Here is a 14,261-nt window from a genome sequence, read left to right as displayed (position 1 = left end):
CGCGGGAGTCCGCACCGACGCCCCACGGTCGCACGCGCCGTCGCCCCGCTGCTCGGGGCATCCGGCCTGCGATCAGTCGCCGCACCCAGTTCGACTCCGCACGCGCTCGGTGCCGGAGCGCCGCCAGGACCCCTCGGCGGCACCGGACAGGAGAATCCCATGACGAAGCAGGCCAGCGTCGGCCCTTCCGAGGCCCGCCGCTACGAGATCCGCCTGGGGACGCACCTCGCACCCCGATGGACCACTTGGTTCGACGGCATGACGCTCACCCGCGCCCCCGACGGCACGACCGTCCTCACCGGCCCGGTGGCCGACCAGGCAGCACTGCACGGCCTGCTGGCCAAGGTGCGCGACCTGGGCGTGCCCTTGGTCGCGGTCACGCAGCTCGACGCCGAGCGACCTGATACGACCTCCCACCTCACCTGGTGACACGCCGACCAGCCTCCAGCGAGCTCTCAGCCACCCCGGCAGTTGCCGGCTCGCGGCGGTGGGCTGCCCTCACCTCCACCAGCATCGGGACGGTGAGGGCCAGCCCACCCCGACTCCGCGACACCACGGCGAACACCTCGTCCCAGAACACCTGACGGGGTGTCATGGACTAGGGCGAATCTCTTGATCAGCCGGCGACCTGCGACAACACCTCTCAGTCAGCCACTGCCAACCCGGGACCAACCGGAAGTTCGCGTGCCCCGGATGTGCCCCGATCGGCGGACCTGCCCAAATCAGCGTGGTGATGGCCGCGTCGGTGACGGACCGGGCCGAGGGTGCCTTCAGCAGACCATGGGTTCCGGACTAGCCCATCGGGTCCTTTTGGTGCGGCCTTCGCCCGGATGAACCAAAGGACCTCACTCGATCGGGTGACCTTACAAGAAGCCTTAGACCCGGCTATAAGTCCTGACAAGATGTTTCCAAGGCCGATTGAAATCCGGGAGAAGCCATGAACGGCACGCTGACCATCGAGGGCGACCTCGCCATCCTCGGCAAGATCGCCGCTGACATCACCGCTCAGTACCCCAACGGCGTCACCGCCGCGGTCGAGACCGCGTCCTGGGAGGGCTGGGACACCGAGGTCGCGAAGATCGTCTACAACGCCGTCGGCATCGCCGCCCGCACCAGCCTCGAGATGGTCGTCAAGGCCGGCGGTTTCTGCCCAGACGACCAGCTGCGCGCGGTGCTGGGCGACAAGCTGACTGGGAAGGTGACGGGTCCGCTGAACAAGCACCTCAAGAGCCTGGGGAAGAAGGGGCTCATCCCCGAGGGGCTGCCGAAGCCCCTGGTGTCCGGCTACAACGGCAAGAACGCCTGGCAGCCCACTCAGGGCTTCAAGATGCCCGACCAACTGGTGCCGATGTTCGCGGCGGCCATCGGGATCTGACGTTCCGACGCTACGGGCGGTACCTCCGCACGGAGGTACCGCCCGTCGTCATGTAGAGGGCCGCTCACCTCCTACATCGGGATTCCTGCTCATTGGGCAGGGCCCACTGCTCGTCCATGACGTTGAGGTCAACGTCGACGGCGCGCACGGCTACAGCGAGCGATCACATTGAGCGTCTACTCCCACCTCTGGCCCACCACAGAAGACCGCACGCGCGCCGCAGCGGGCGGCCTGATGGCCGCCGCGCTCGGCGCTCGCGCGGCTCGTGGGCGGAATGGCGCCAGCTGACAAGCTGCTGAGCTGCGGCTTCATCGCAATTCAACGGTAGTTGTCGTACTGATTCTCGGCGTGTTGCAGTGTGCGGAAATTTGCGGAAAACGCGGTCTGAGCTGCGGGTATGTGATTTGTCGTCGTTGGCCGACCATGGCCTGAATTGGACGTCCCGCGGACTGTTCGCGGACCAAGATCCGTACGCCCGTCGGTTCACGTTGAGCCTGGGCAGGCGCCGTCCTGGACCGGTCTCGAGCTGCGTCCCCGTTCTCTGATGGGGCGGGGTAGGTGGTCCTCGCCGCACCGGGCGTGGACGATGGTTGGGTGAAGCTCAAGCTCGATCTCCACGACGTCTACAACCGCGGTGGCGAGATCGACCGTGCGCTCCGCGCGATCATCGACGAAGCCGTGGCCAAGAGAGCGCCCCTGGTCGAGATCATCCCCGGTGAGGGATCCGGCCAGCTGAAGAAGCGGGTGCTGCGCTTCCTGGATCGCAAGGACACCAAGGCGCTGTATCACCGGGTCGAGAAGGACTCCGACAACTTCGGCCGGTTGTTCGTTCACTTCCGGTGGAAGTAGCGCTACCTAGCGGACTGTCACTTCAAGAAGGTCGGACGACCGCCGACTGCTGTGGTCAGGGTGGGCGAGTGGGCCGGTAGGTGACCGTGCATCCTTGGCACGCTGGCGGAACGTGCCGGCCCACGCCGATCCCGCAGCACTGCAGGCGCCAGGCGGGCTGGAGATCCGTGTGAGCGGCGCGCGAGGCGGGGTGAAGTAGATGAGCCGCAGGACGCGCGCCCAGGAGTCTGGGAAACGCCCTTGAGCTGCCCGTCACCGTTGGCCGAGTGCGGTGGTGGAGGGGTGGTGGCTGAGCGCTTCGTGACTGAATGGGGGCGGGCGGTGACGCCCGTTCACGGCACAGGACGCCCGCTGATCCGCGAGCCTCGTAGCGCTCGGCGCCGGGATGCCGCTCCACCCCGGCCGAATCTCCCAGCTGCATTAGTCGCCGGAAGGGCGCTGCGCGTCCCTCCGGGATGGCCTTCGGTCACCCTTCCCCCGACCCGTTGCAGCCGGATGGGGCCAGTTGTGGCAAGCGGTCAGATGTGCGGGGACGGGTGTACGGCCGGGTCTGGGTCGCACCGGCCGGATCCGCAGTGCCACGTGAATCCGCGCAGGGTCGGGCTCAGTCGCTCGGGATGGTCTGAGCGACGATGGTGCGTCCAACAGCGGCGTATCAGCGCGGCCTCCTTCGGGGGGACCGCGGCCGCGGTTCCCAGCCCCCGGTTCTCACTGCAGACCGGAAGCCCTTCGTGGGCGACAGGCATATTTCCCAACCCCCGAGCGCCGCCGATGCGCTGTTGCGCCTGGGCAGGTTGTCCCCGCGCGAGTTGTCGATGGAGAGTCTGTTGCAGACGGTCGCCGACCTGGTTACGACCGTCCTGCCCGGCGACATCGAGGCGTCAGTGACGCTGCTGATCAAGGACGCACCGTCGACGATGGCCTCGACCGGGCAACTCGCCGTGGACCTGGACGAACGGCAGTACGAGCGCGGCCACGGACCGTGCCTGCATGCCGCCCGCATCAGCGAGGTGACCGAGATCATCAACACCCGCACCGAGAGCCGCTGGGTGGACTACGTCGCGCGCGCGGCCGAGCGCGGCAACCTCAGTTCACTGTCGATACCCCTGGTCATCGATGAGGAAGAGGGCCTGTCCGGCGCGCTGAACCTGTACGCGCAGACGCCTGACGGGTTCGATGAGGACAGCAGGTCCGTGGCAGTGGCGTTCGGTCCCTACGCCGCGGTGGCGGCCGGGAACGTGTACGCCTACCAGAGCGCCCGGAAGTTGGCCGACGGCCAGCAGGCCGCCCTGGCGTCCCGGGCGGTCATCGAACAGGCCAAAGGCGTGCTGATCGAGCGCTACAAGGTGACGCCGGACCATGCGTTCCGACTGCTGGTCCTGGCGTCGATGAACGCCAACCGGAAGCTCCGGGACGTCGCCGAGGATCTCGTGCACACCGGCGAACTGCCCGTCGTGACGCCGCGAGGTACTGGCAGGCACCCCCGAGGGAGTCAGCCGCGAAGTCGCCCGGGCACAGCAGCCCCGGAACACTCCTAGACACCCACTGCCTGTCCGCGGAGGCCGTTGCGGTCAGCGCCCGTCGCTCCGAACCCACCGGGCGGCAGGACCGCCCCCTCCGAGACGTTGTGCCTGCCATCACCGACCACGAAGGCCGACGTCGAGAGGGCCACGGCGCTGACGCGGTACCAAGGCGACTGACCCGCTCCGGCGGAATATCGCTGGTGAACATGTTGTGAGGCCATCCCTCAGTGGGCCGATCGTTGCAGATCGTGGTCAGCTGGGCGGAGCCCGACCCACGCCATGGCATGCGGTTCGGGTCAGGCCCCGCGCGTGCAACCGTTCGCGCGTGGGGCCGTCCTTTCGCAGCCGCAATCCCTGACCGGGTCAGCACCTGTGCAAGAGTCCAGTTATGAGCGGCCGGAGCAATGAGTCCACGGGGCGGGACGGGCCCTCGGCGCAGGACACCGGCACGTTCGAGAACTCGGAAGACCTAGCCAGGCGGCTGGCCGACGCGGCGAGAGAACTCCAGGACCAGTCGGATCCTCAGCAGGTGATGGACCAGGTCGTCGCCATGGCGGTGGCGATGGTGCCTGGCGCCGAGTGCGCCGGGATCTCTATCGGCCGCAAGCGTCGCTCTGTGTCCTCGGCGGCGGCGACCAGCGACCGACCCAGGCAGTTCGACGCCCTCCAGGACGAGACCGGCCAGGGGCCGTGCATGGACGCGCTGTACGAGCAGCAGACGATCCGCTCCGACGATGTGGTCAACGACGAGCGGTGGCCTGACCTGACAGCGCGGGCTGCGGACATCGGAGTGGCGAGCATGCTCTGCCTCCAACTGTTCGTCCAGGGCGACAACCTGGGAGCCCTGAACCTGTTCGCGGACCAACCATGTGCATTCACCGACGAGTCCGAACAGGTCGGACTGCTGCTGGCTACTCATGCATCGGTCGCCGTGGCACAGGCGCAGAAGGTCGAGCACGTGAACATCGCGCTGGCGAACCGGGACGTGATCGGGCAGGCAAAGGGCATCCTGATGGAACGCTTCAAGATCACGGCGGATCAGGCCTTCGGCCTCCTCGCCAGGGTCAGCCAGGACACCAACCGCAAGCTCCACCAGGTGGCCGAGGACCTCACCCGCACCGGCACGCTGAGCAGCTGAGCCGCTGCCTCAGGGACAGCGATCGCCGCTAGACCTCCTGCTCCGGTCACGATCGCAGGCGCACGGGCCGGCTGCGCGCAGGCGGCGGACCCGCTGGCCGTGCTGCTGCACCCCCCACGCGCCGTCGCGCCCGGGGTCGGAATCAAGAAGAGGGGGTTGTGCTCGCGCCGGGCGCTGGCCGAGCGTCAGCCGTCAGGGGTCGCCTCAGGTATGTCGCGGTCGAGCTCGTCCTCCCGGGGTGGCCCCTTCCACTCGAGCAGCAGCAGCGAGGCGTCGTCGCTGGTCCGACCGGAGCGAGCGGCCATCAGTGCATGCGACAGCCGCCGCACTGTCTCGGCGCAGGTCAGGTCCGCCGCAGTGTTCCGCTCGATCAGGTCGCGCAGTCGCTCCTCGCCGAACTGTTCGCCGCCGGGCAGCCGCTCCTCGACCACCCCGTCAGTGAAGAACAGGACGCGGTCCCCGGGCTCCAGCTGGGCCGTCTGCACGACGGGCGTTCCGGCGCCGAAGCCGATCGGGCGGCTGATCGGACCGGTGAGCTCACCGATCACGTGGCTGCGGCGCACCCACAGCGCGGGCGGGTGCCCGGCGTTGACCCAGCTGAGCACCCCCGTCTCGGTGTCCAGCCGGCCGAGCTGGGCGGTCGCGAACCGCCCAGGGAAGGAGCTGGCCACCGCCTGGTCCATCGCCGGGTAGAGCTCCGTCAACGGGAGTTCGGCCAGCCGCCCGTGCCGGTAGGCGGCGATGATGACGGTGGCCATCGTCGCGGCTTCCAGGCCGTGGCCCATCGCGTCGAACACGGCCACGTGCAGCACGTGGTCGTTGAAGGCGTAGTCGAAGCTGTCGCCACCGACTTCGTAGGCCGGCTCGAGGATCCCCCCGAGGTCGACGTCCGGGGTGATCATCGACAGCGGCGGCAGGGTCTGCCACTGCATGTGCGCGGCTAGGGTCAGTGGCCCGACGGTACGCACCCGGAAGAACGCGTCGGTGTAGTTGTCGTTGGTCACGATCATGTCCGCCGCCAGGCCTGCCAGCCGCTGGGCCAGCTGCCGGTCGTGGTCGTCCAGCCGGGGGAGCGTCAGGCCGAGCACGCCGAGCCGGTCGGACCCGTCCAGCATCGGCAGGTGCAGCCGAACCGAGCCGTCGGGGAGGGGTTCCTCGACCGGCTGCTCGCTGCTGAACGCCCGCCCGGCCAGGCTGCCGGCGATGGGGAGCGGATCACCGACCAGGCCAGGCCCGGTCAGCGGCCGCAGCGTCATCTGGGCGAGGTCCTGCAGGTGGATGCTGACGTCGGTGGCCCCGGCGGTCCGTGCCTCCTGCGCGATCAGCTGACCGACCAGCCGGGGTGCGATCTTGTGCACCCGGTCGAGCAGGGCGCCGAGCAGTCGTTCTCCCATGCTCTCGGATGCCGGCCTGCCCTCGTCCCGGTCGGTGAAGCCGGCCTGGGGCTCCGTCTCGTCGCTCGTCGTCACCGTCATGATCATCATCAGAAACACACGCCTGTGCAAACTCACCCGCGGTCGTCGGGCTGCTGTCACAGTCGGTGACCGGTCGGGGGGGGGCAGCCGGTCGACCACCGACGACCGGTCGACTGCCCGTCGGACCCGGCTGCCCTCGCTCGCTCGTTGTCTCGTTGCCGTGCCGTCGGTAGAGCAATCAACCGCTATCAATGACGTCCGGCAGTTCGACCATCGCGTGTCAATGGCCCCACCCTCGCCATCCCTTGTCCACAGTTCTCAAACCTTCACTTCAGACGTCAAACCTTCACGTCAGACGGCACGCATGCTACCAATGTAGGTAAATGGGGCCCCGCTTCGCGGGGCCTTTGCCATTTCGTGGGGTGACGTGTTGGTCATTGTCTGGTGGTGCTGGTAATTGCATGGCGGAATGAAGGTGTACGCCGGTGTACCGGCCGCTGCTCGCCGCTATGTGGAGGCCGGTCAGGGCCGGGCCGATGACTACTATCTGGCCGAGGGAACCGGGATCGCGCGCCGCTTCGCGGCCGCCGGCGGTCGGGTGGAGGAGTTGGCGCCGATGTCCGGTGCTGGCTACGAGGCGTGGGTTGCCGGGGTGGATCCCTAGACCGGTGCGCCGCGGGGGCCGCTGCGTGAGGACGACCGGGCGGTGTGGTTCGTCGAGGTGGTGGTCAGCGGCCCGAAGTCCTGGTCCGTGGCCGCGGCGCTGCACCCGGAGATCGCCGGGGCCCACGACGCGGCGCAGGACCGCGCCGCCGGCCAGATCGTCGGCTGGCTTGCCGAGCACGCCACCACCCGCGTCGGGCCCCGTGGCGGGCAGGTCCAGGTGCCCGTCGATGTGCTGGAGGCGGTGACCGTGCGGCACTACACCTCTCGTGCCGGGGACCCGCACCGTCACCTGCACCTGCAGGTCAACGCCCGGGTGTTCGCAGCCGGCAAATGGCGCGGGCTGCACACAGTCGGGGTCCGGGATTCGCTGGCCGCCATCAACGGGATCGGACACGCGGCGGTTGCCACCGACCCGGACTTCCGCGCCGCACTCGCCGCCTACGGCTACACCCTGGACGCGGCAGGCGAAATCACCCAACTGTCCTGCTATGTGAGCGCGTTCAGCACTCGGGCGGCGCAGATCATCCGCAACATAAACAGATACGAATCCGAGTGGATGGCGGCGCATCCTGGCGAGCGTCCGGGACCGGCGCTGCGGCGCTCGTGGGATGCGCGGGCCTGGGCCGACGGGCGCCCAGACAAACTCACCCCGCAATCCGGTGTTGACGTGGAAACCCGGTGGCTGGCTGAGCTGGCCGCCCTCGGTCACCGGGACCGCGACCAACCGGTCGAGCTGTCCCCGCCTCCGGTCGGCGGCCTCGACCGCGACGGGACAGCGGACCAGGTGCTGGCCCGGCTGGCCGCGGGCCGGTCGGGATGGAACACCGCAGACATCCGCGGCGAGGTCGAACAGGCACTTGCCGCCGCCGGGATCGTCGTCGACGCCGCGGTTCGGGCCGAGCTGGCCGAGGACCTCACCTTCCGCCCTCTCGAACGCTGTGTGCCGTTGCTCACCCGTGATGGAGCCGCTCTTGCTCTCCCCGAGCACATCCGGGCCTTGACCTCCCAGCCGGTGCTGGACGTGGAGGCCGACGTGTCCAGCCGGCTCGCCGCCCGGGCCGCTGCCCGCGACCCCCGCGCCGGCCGGGCCGAGAACGGCGTCAGTCGCCCGGCGAACTTGGATGCCGGTCAGGCTGCGGTCGTCGACGCGCTGGTCGGGAACCGGCCGCTTCTGGTGGTCGAGGGTGCGGCCGGTGCTGGCAAGACCACCACCCTCACCGCCACCCGAGACATCCTCGAGCGGCAAGGACGGGGGCTGACAGTGGTGACCCCGACGTTGAGAGCTGCCAAGGTCGCCGCCGCGGAGATCGGCGCCGCCGCTGGGTCCACCGCGTGGTTGGCATTCCAGCACGGTTGGCGCTGGACCAACGACGGCTCCTGGCACCGGCTCACGGTCGACCAGACCGACCCGGTCACCGGCCGGATCTACACCGGGCCAGCCGAGGAGGCGCGGCTTCGTTCCGGGGATCTGGTGGTCGTCGACGAGGCCGGAATGCTCGACGTGGACAGCTCTTGGTCGCTCCGGCTGATGTCACCCCCGCCCGCACGGCTCGTGGCGATGTCGCCCCTGCGGCCGTCAGTGGCCGGGTGCTGCCGGCCGGCTACGTCGCCGGGTACGTGGAGCTGGCCTACGCCAGCACCGCGCACGGTGTCCAAGGGAACACCGTCACCACTGCGCACGTGATGGTCGGGGAGCGCACCGGCGCCGCGTCGGCCTACGTGGGGATGACCCGCGGTCGCCGGTCGAACACCGCTCACTTGGTCGCCGAGGATCTCGCCGGGGCACGGGAGCAGTGGATCAGTGTCTTCGCCCGCGACCGTGCCGACCTCGGCCCAGCCCACGCCGCCGAACTTGTAGCCCTGGAGGTGGCCCGCTACGCCCACCTCAGCAGTGGGGTGCGCCGACCGGAGCCGGCCACGCACCGGGCACCGCACCGGGCACCGCACCGGGGCGCCGGCCCTCGCTTAGGACGGTAAGGCCCCTGCCAGATCACGACGGCGAAGACAAGGCCGCGAGATCAGCTCCAGGGACGCTGTCAGTGGACGACCGTGCACGACGCCTCATGGGGGGAAGGGCCAACCACAGCCGATCAGTCTCGGAGTCAGCCATGCCGGACCACCCCGCCAGTCGTGAGCTCGCCGCCAGCCCTGAGCCGGAGCTGCTCACCATCACGGAGGCCGCCGAGCTCGTCCGCGCGGCCGTCGCGACGCTGCGCTACTGGCGGCACCTCGGCATCGGTCCGCGGAGCTTCCGTCTCGGCCGTCGCGTCCGCTACCGCCGCGACGACCTCCGCACCTGGATCGACTCTCAGCACGACGGGAGCGGGGCCCCCGGCCTGTGACGCCTCTGCCCACAGGACAGGTCGCCCGCTGTGGATCCGCGATTCCCGAGGTTGCTGTTCTGGCGCATCGTCACCCCCCTGGCGGCAGGGTCAACGACCGGGGAGGCCTGCCGACGGCAGAACCGACGAGGGAAACGCTGTGGCCAGCATTTCGCGTAGACCGGATGGGCGGTGGCGCCCCCGCTACCGCGATGAGGCGGGCAGGAGCACGCCCGCCACTTCGACCGCAAGACCGACGCCATCCGATGGCTCGATGAGGTCACGGCCTCGATCGTCACCGGCGACTACGTCGACCCCGACGCCGGGAAGCTCACCTTCAAGGCCTGGTTCGAGCAGTGGTCCAGTCTGCAGGTGTGGGAGCGAGGAACGCTCCTGGCGGCCCAGCAGGCAGCAGCCACTGTGACGTTCGCCGATGTGCCCATGCGCCAGATCCGACCCTCGCACGTGCAGCAGTGGATCAAGGCCATGTCCCGGCCGGCCAGCAGCCGGGGATCCGGGCTGGCGCCGAGCACCATCCGCACTCGCTACAACTACGTCCACATCTGCATGCGCGCTGCCGTCCTCGACCGGGTCATCAAGGCCGACCCGACGGCCGGTGCGGCACTGCCCCGGCGGCGGAAGGCCGCGGCGGCCATGACGATCCCCACCGCCGAGGAGGTCGGGATCGCGCTCGACCTGGCGCCAACGTGGTTCCAGCCGTTCGTCGCCGTCTGCGCCTTCGCCGGCCTACGGCTGGGGGAAGCGGTCGGCCTCCGACTGGACGACGTCGACTTTCTCCGTCGCACCATCTCGGTCCGTCACCAGGTGCAGGGGGAGTCCAACGCGACCGCCGAGCTGGTCGCCCCGAAGTTCGGGTCCGAGCGGGTCATCTACGCTCCCGCCGAGTTGATCGAGCTGCTGTCCGAGCATGTACGCGGGGCAGGCGCAGGGCCGGGGGACTGGCTGGTGTCCAGCGACGGCAGGCCGCTCAACAGGAACTCGGCGGGCCACCAGTGGCGGCAGCTCCGCCAGGCGGCCGGACTGGACGGGTACACGCTGCACGACCTCAGGCACTTCTACGCGAGCGGCCTGATCGCCGCCGGGTGCGACGTGGTGACCGTCCAGCGGGCGCTGGGGCACTCCTCGGCGACGATCACGTTGGGCGTCTACTCCCATCTGTGGCCGACCGCCGAGGACCGCACGCGCGCCGCAGCGGGCGGCCTGATGGCCGCCGCGCTGGACGCTCGTGCGGACTCTGTGCGGACCAGCGGCTCCTGACAAGCCGCTGACCTGCGGAAAGGCGCCGTATCAGCGATAGTTGTCGAACTGCAGGGCGATCTCGAAGTCCTTGCCCTTGAGCAGCTGCTGCACCGCCTGCAGGTCGTCGCGCTTCTTGCCGCTGACCCGGAGCTGATCGCCCTGGATCTGCGCCTGCACGCCCTTGGGGCCCTCGTCCCGGATCGCCTTGGCGATCTCCTTGGCCTTGTCCGAGGCGATCCCCTGCTTGATCGTGGCGGAGATCTTGTAGACCTTGCCCGAGGACTGCGGCTCGTCGGCGTCCAGCGCCTTCATCGAGATGCCGCGCTTGACCAGCTTCTCCTTGAACACCTCGAGCGCGGCGGCGACCCGCTCCTCGGTGTCGGCCTGCAGGGTCACCGCCTCCTCCCCGGCCCAGGTGATGGTCGCGTTGACCCCGCGGAAGTCGAAGCGCTGGGAGAGCTCCTTGCCTGCCTGGTTCAGCGCGTTGTCGACCTCCTGGCGGTCGACCTTGCTGACGACGTCGAACGACGCATCGGCCATGACTGTCTCCTCTCTCGCGCTGTGGAGCGTGCTCGCCGGGGACCTCCCCGACCGCCGTCCACCGTCTTGTAAGCTCATCCGGCACCAGCACGGCGGCGGGTTGCCCGAGTGGCCAATGGGAGCGGACTGTAAATCCGTCGGCTTAGCCTACGAAGGTTCGAATCCTTCACCCGCCACACCCGGTGCGACGGCCCCCGACCGCACGGTCGGGGGCCGTCCTCGTTCCCGGGCCGGCTCGGGTTCAGCCCACGGTCGGAGCCCGGGCGCTGGCCACCGCCGTGCGGTCCAGCGGGCGCCCACCGAGGAAGAGCCAGTCGAAGGCGATGTGCACCGAGCGCGTGCACCGCACGGTCACCTCGGTCCCGTCGGTCTGCGCCGACCACGCGTCCAGCTGCACCCCGGCGTCGGCGAGCTGGTCGGCGACCGCTGACTCGGCGGTCGACCGGGTCAGCGGCAGGTGGGCGCCCGCGCCCTGGGCGTAGACGACCGCCGCGTCGGCCTCGTTCGCCGCCGCCAGCGCGGCGCCGTCGCAGGCCGACTGCACCTCCTGCTGCTCCAGGAACGCATCGGAGGCGGCGATCGCACCGAGCACCATCAGCGCCGCGACCAGCCAGCAGACCAGCACGAACGGCAGCGTCGAACCGGCCTCGGGGTCGGTGAGCTGCTGGCTGGCCGGTCGCACGCGGGGAGCGTAGAGGGCGGGGCGGCCGAGCGGCACCGTCGTCCACCGGTTGTGGACGACGCCTGTGGACGATGTGGACGACGAGGGCGCGTACGCCTGCAGTCGCCGCTGGGGCTGTGGACGACGCCGTCGCGCCCCACGTCCGGCCAGCACACTGCCGGGCATGGTGATCGAGGTGGTCGTCGCGCAGCTGTACGCGCTGGCCGGCGTGCTCGACGGGGCCGCGGTCCAGGCGGCCCAGGTGGGCACCGTGCCGGCCGACGACCCGGTCGGCGGGCCGCTCGGCCCTGCGGTGGCCGGGTTCGGCGAGACCGTCGGCACCGCCGGCCGCTGCCTGGCCGGCGAGCTGACCTGGCTGGGGGAGGCCGTGACCGCAGCGGCGGACGCCTGGCTCGGGCTGGACGAGCGCCTGCTGCCGGTGCTCGGCCGGGGCGTTCCGCAGTGACCCTTCTGCTCCCGGTCCCGGTCGCGCTGCCCGAGCCGCCCGGTTCACCGGACGCGCTCGGCTCGGTGGTCGAACAGCTGACCTCGGCGGGGTGCGCCGCAGGGCTGACGGTGCACCTGCTGCAGCCCGCGGTCGCGCTGGGCGGCTGGCAGGGGGCCGACGCCACCGTCGCCGCAGCGGAGGTCGGCGCGGCGCTCGCCGTCGCCGCCGACCTGCACGAGGCGGTGACCGCGGCCGCCGCCCGGCTCGCCGACCACCACGCGCTCTGGCTGACCGTGCTCGCCCGGGTGACGTCCCTGCGGGCCGACCAGCGCCACCGGTTCGCCGACGCCGGCGCGCAGTTGGCCGCGCTGGTGGGCATCCCCCTGGAGAGCGGGAGTGCGGCCGCGCCGGCGGAGGCCGTGGCCCTGGTCCGGGACGTGAGGGAGGAGGACGCCGACCGGGGAGCGGAGCACCGGGCGCTGCTGGAGCTGCTGGCCGAGGACGCCACGGTGGCCGCCGCCGTGCTCGTCGGCGTCACCCGGCCGTTCGGCGGCACCGGCCGGCCGGGGGTCGCTGCGGCGGTCACCGTCCGGCTCGCCGTGCAGCTGCCCGCTTGGGGTGCGGAGGCCCTGGCGGCGCTGGGCCGGCAGGCCGCTGACCAGCTGACCCGTCCCGGCTCCGCGGAGACCCTCGCGACGGCAGTGCAGCGCTGGCGGCCCTACGCCTCGGTCCCGGGGTTCGCCGACGCCCTGGTCGGCCGGCTCGGGGGCGAGGGCGTGACCTGGCTGCTGTCCGTGCTCGCCGGGCTGGCCGGCACGGGGGAGGAGGAGCCGCTGGCCGCCCTGCTGGCCGGCGCGCTCAGTGGCCAGGGCGGCGCCGTCCTGGATGCGGTGCGGCTGAGCCCCGACGACCCGGACGGCGCCGCCGACGACCAGGCGGTGGCGATGGGGCTGGTCCTCGCCGCGCCGGGAGCCGGGTCGGCGCTGGCCGCCGACTGGGGTCGTCAGCTGCTGGGCCGGGAGGCCGCGCGGGGGACGCCGGCCGGCGTCCGGGGCGGCCGACCCGACCCGGTCGAGGCGGCGCTGGCGGTGCTGGCCCGGTCCGGCGATGCCGATGCCGCGGTTCGGCTGCTCGACGACCCGGTCGCCTGGACCACCCTGCTGTCCCGCCCGTGGCCCGGGGGCAGCGACTCCCTCGCGGCGGTGGTCGCGCTGGCGGCGGCCGGGCCGGAGGCCGGTCGCGCCGCCCGGGCCGCGCTGCTCGCGCTGGGCGAGGGCCTCGCCCCCGGCAGCGCCGGGCGGGTGCTGGACGACGCCGGTGCGCTGGCCCAGGTCCGCGGCGGCGTCACCGACCTGGTCGCCGGTCAGCCGGGCGTGCTGCTGCCGGTGCTCGACGCAGCGGTCACCGGGGGTGCTCCCGACGCCCGGGCCGACACTGCGCTGCGCGGGCTCGGGAACCTGGTCACCGACGCCGGGTCGGCGGGCGAGGTCACCGCGGCGGTCGAGGCCGCACTGCGGGCCGGTGCCGCAGGGGCGTTCGCCGGGGAGGTCGCCGGTGCGCACGTGGCCGTGCTCGAGTACGGCGAGCGGCTGCGGTACGCGCTGGCCTGGAGCCACGAACAGAGCCGGGCGGTGGACGCCCAGATGCTGTGGGAGCTGGGAGTCGGTCAGCCGCTGGCGCTGGTGCGGGGCCGGGCGGGTGAGCTGCTGGACGTGATCGAGGCCCCGGTGGCCGACGCGCTCGACGTGGACGGCGACGTGGAGATCGGCCCGGACACCGGCCGGGTGCACACGGCCGAGGAGGCGGCGCGCTTCGCCGGCTCGGTCCTCGGGCCGGGGGTCGTGCCCGGCGCGACGCTCCCCTCCGGTGCAGCGGCCCGGGCCGGGTTCGGGCAGACGGCCGACCTGCTGGGCCGGCTCGCCGCCCCGGAGGAGTCGCTGCTCGACCGGGTCCGCGACGTGCCGCTCCCCGACCTGTCCTCGCGGCCGCGCCGGGGTGGATGATGTCGCCCGACCGGGTGAGCACAGAGGACCGCCGTCACTCTCTCGGCAGAACTACCTGAGTG

General features: G+C 71.2%; 12 protein-coding genes, 1 tRNA gene and 1 pseudogene. 11 read left to right on the top strand and 3 right to left on the bottom strand.

The window, feature by feature from the left end; all coding sequences use genetic code 11:
* Nucleotides 1–159: 159 nt before the first annotated feature.
* From FHL79_RS01635 to FHL79_RS01610, 5 genes are all read left to right on the top strand, one after another.
* Nucleotides 160–429: a DUF8691 family protein gene (locus tag FHL79_RS01635; protein ID WP_138756876.1), complete on the top strand. Its 270-nt coding sequence runs from the start codon at nucleotides 160–162 to the stop codon at nucleotides 427–429.
* A 508-nt stretch (nucleotides 430–937) separates the two neighbouring features.
* Complete coding sequence (locus FHL79_RS01630) at nucleotides 938–1,375, top strand: hypothetical protein (protein ID WP_138756875.1); 438 nt, start codon at nucleotides 938–940, stop codon at nucleotides 1,373–1,375.
* A 594-nt stretch (nucleotides 1,376–1,969) separates the two neighbouring features.
* Nucleotides 1,970–2,224: a Smr/MutS family protein gene (locus tag FHL79_RS01620; RefSeq protein ID WP_138756903.1), complete on the top strand. Its 255-nt coding sequence runs from the start codon at nucleotides 1,970–1,972 to the stop codon at nucleotides 2,222–2,224.
* A gap of 731 nt (nucleotides 2,225–2,955) precedes the next feature.
* Nucleotides 2,956–3,762, top strand: coding sequence for a GAF and ANTAR domain-containing protein (locus FHL79_RS01615; RefSeq protein WP_246080213.1), 807 nt, complete (start codon nucleotides 2,956–2,958; stop codon nucleotides 3,760–3,762).
* A 373-nt stretch (nucleotides 3,763–4,135) separates the two neighbouring features.
* Nucleotides 4,136–4,885: a GAF and ANTAR domain-containing protein gene (locus tag FHL79_RS01610; protein ID WP_138756873.1), complete on the top strand. Its 750-nt coding sequence runs from the start codon at nucleotides 4,136–4,138 to the stop codon at nucleotides 4,883–4,885.
* Nucleotides 4,886–5,070: 185 nt separating this feature from the next.
* Here the strand turns inward: FHL79_RS01610 and FHL79_RS01605 are convergent, their stop codons facing one another.
* The gene (locus tag FHL79_RS01605) at nucleotides 5,071–6,360 is read right to left on the bottom strand and encodes a PP2C family protein-serine/threonine phosphatase (RefSeq protein ID WP_246080211.1); all 1,290 of its coding nucleotides are present in this window, start codon (nucleotides 6,358–6,360) and stop codon (nucleotides 5,071–5,073) included.
* A 409-nt stretch (nucleotides 6,361–6,769) separates the two neighbouring features.
* Here FHL79_RS01605 and mobF point away from each other — a divergent pair.
* From mobF to FHL79_RS01590, 3 genes and pseudogenes are all read left to right on the top strand, one after another.
* Nucleotides 6,770–8,488: pseudogene (gene mobF / locus FHL79_RS01600) on the top strand (MobF family relaxase); the annotation flags it as partial.
* A gap of 586 nt (nucleotides 8,489–9,074) precedes the next feature.
* On the top strand, nucleotides 9,075–9,308 hold the full coding sequence (locus FHL79_RS01595) for a helix-turn-helix domain-containing protein (protein WP_138756871.1): 234 nt from the start codon (nucleotides 9,075–9,077) through the stop codon (nucleotides 9,306–9,308).
* A gap of 399 nt (nucleotides 9,309–9,707) precedes the next feature.
* On the top strand, nucleotides 9,708–10,565 hold the full coding sequence (locus tag FHL79_RS01590) for a tyrosine-type recombinase/integrase (protein WP_246080210.1): 858 nt from the start codon (nucleotides 9,708–9,710) through the stop codon (nucleotides 10,563–10,565).
* 30 nt (nucleotides 10,566–10,595) lie between these two features.
* Here the strand turns inward: FHL79_RS01590 and FHL79_RS01585 are convergent, their stop codons facing one another.
* On the bottom strand, nucleotides 10,596–11,087 hold the full coding sequence (locus FHL79_RS01585; protein ID WP_138756870.1) for a YajQ family cyclic di-GMP-binding protein: 492 nt from the start codon (nucleotides 11,085–11,087) through the stop codon (nucleotides 10,596–10,598).
* 94 nt (nucleotides 11,088–11,181) lie between these two features.
* On the opposite strand from FHL79_RS01585, the gene FHL79_RS01580 reads away from it, so the two are divergent.
* Nucleotides 11,182–11,263, top strand: a tRNA-Tyr gene (locus tag FHL79_RS01580).
* 65 nt (nucleotides 11,264–11,328) lie between these two features.
* Here the strand turns inward: FHL79_RS01580 and FHL79_RS01575 are convergent.
* Entirely contained in the window at nucleotides 11,329–11,769 is a 441-nt protein-coding gene (locus FHL79_RS01575; RefSeq protein ID WP_138756869.1) for a pilus assembly protein TadG-related protein, read from the bottom strand.
* A 163-nt stretch (nucleotides 11,770–11,932) separates the two neighbouring features.
* On the opposite strand from FHL79_RS01575, the gene FHL79_RS01570 reads away from it, so the two are divergent.
* Both FHL79_RS01570 and FHL79_RS01565 read left to right on the top strand, forming a co-directional pair.
* Nucleotides 11,933–12,214: a hypothetical protein gene (locus tag FHL79_RS01570; RefSeq protein WP_138756868.1), complete on the top strand. Its 282-nt coding sequence runs from the start codon at nucleotides 11,933–11,935 to the stop codon at nucleotides 12,212–12,214.
* On the top strand, nucleotides 12,211–14,199 hold the full coding sequence (locus FHL79_RS01565; RefSeq protein WP_138756867.1) for a hypothetical protein: 1,989 nt from the start codon (nucleotides 12,211–12,213) through the stop codon (nucleotides 14,197–14,199). The genes FHL79_RS01570 and FHL79_RS01565 overlap by 4 nt, the downstream gene beginning before the upstream one ends.
* The last annotated feature ends 62 nt before the right edge of the window (nucleotides 14,200–14,261 follow it).

The sequence above is a fragment of the Modestobacter altitudinis genome (genome assembly GCF_005930475.1).
Classification (GTDB): Bacteria; Actinomycetota; Actinomycetes; order Mycobacteriales; family Geodermatophilaceae; genus Modestobacter; species Modestobacter altitudinis.
This window is presented reverse-complemented; position numbering and strand designations above follow the sequence as displayed.

Excerpts from the sequence above, each read along its gene's own strand:
- FHL79_RS01635 (WP_138756876.1), top strand. The coding sequence starts at position 160 with ATGACGAAGCAGGCCAGCGTCGGCCCTTCCGAGGCCCGCCGCTACGAG.
- FHL79_RS01630 (WP_138756875.1), top strand. The coding sequence starts at position 938 with ATGAACGGCACGCTGACCATCGAGGGCGACCTCGCCATCCTCGGCAAG.
- FHL79_RS01610 (WP_138756873.1), top strand. The coding sequence starts at position 4,136 with ATGAGCGGCCGGAGCAATGAGTCCACGGGGCGGGACGGGCCCTCGGCG.
- FHL79_RS01605 (WP_246080211.1), bottom strand. The coding sequence starts at position 6,360 with ATGACGGTGACGACGAGCGACGAGACGGAGCCCCAGGCCGGCTTCACC.
- FHL79_RS01595 (WP_138756871.1), top strand. The coding sequence starts at position 9,075 with ATGCCGGACCACCCCGCCAGTCGTGAGCTCGCCGCCAGCCCTGAGCCG.
- FHL79_RS01585 (WP_138756870.1), bottom strand. The coding sequence starts at position 11,087 with ATGGCCGATGCGTCGTTCGACGTCGTCAGCAAGGTCGACCGCCAGGAG.
- FHL79_RS01570 (WP_138756868.1), top strand. The coding sequence starts at position 11,933 with ATGGTGATCGAGGTGGTCGTCGCGCAGCTGTACGCGCTGGCCGGCGTG.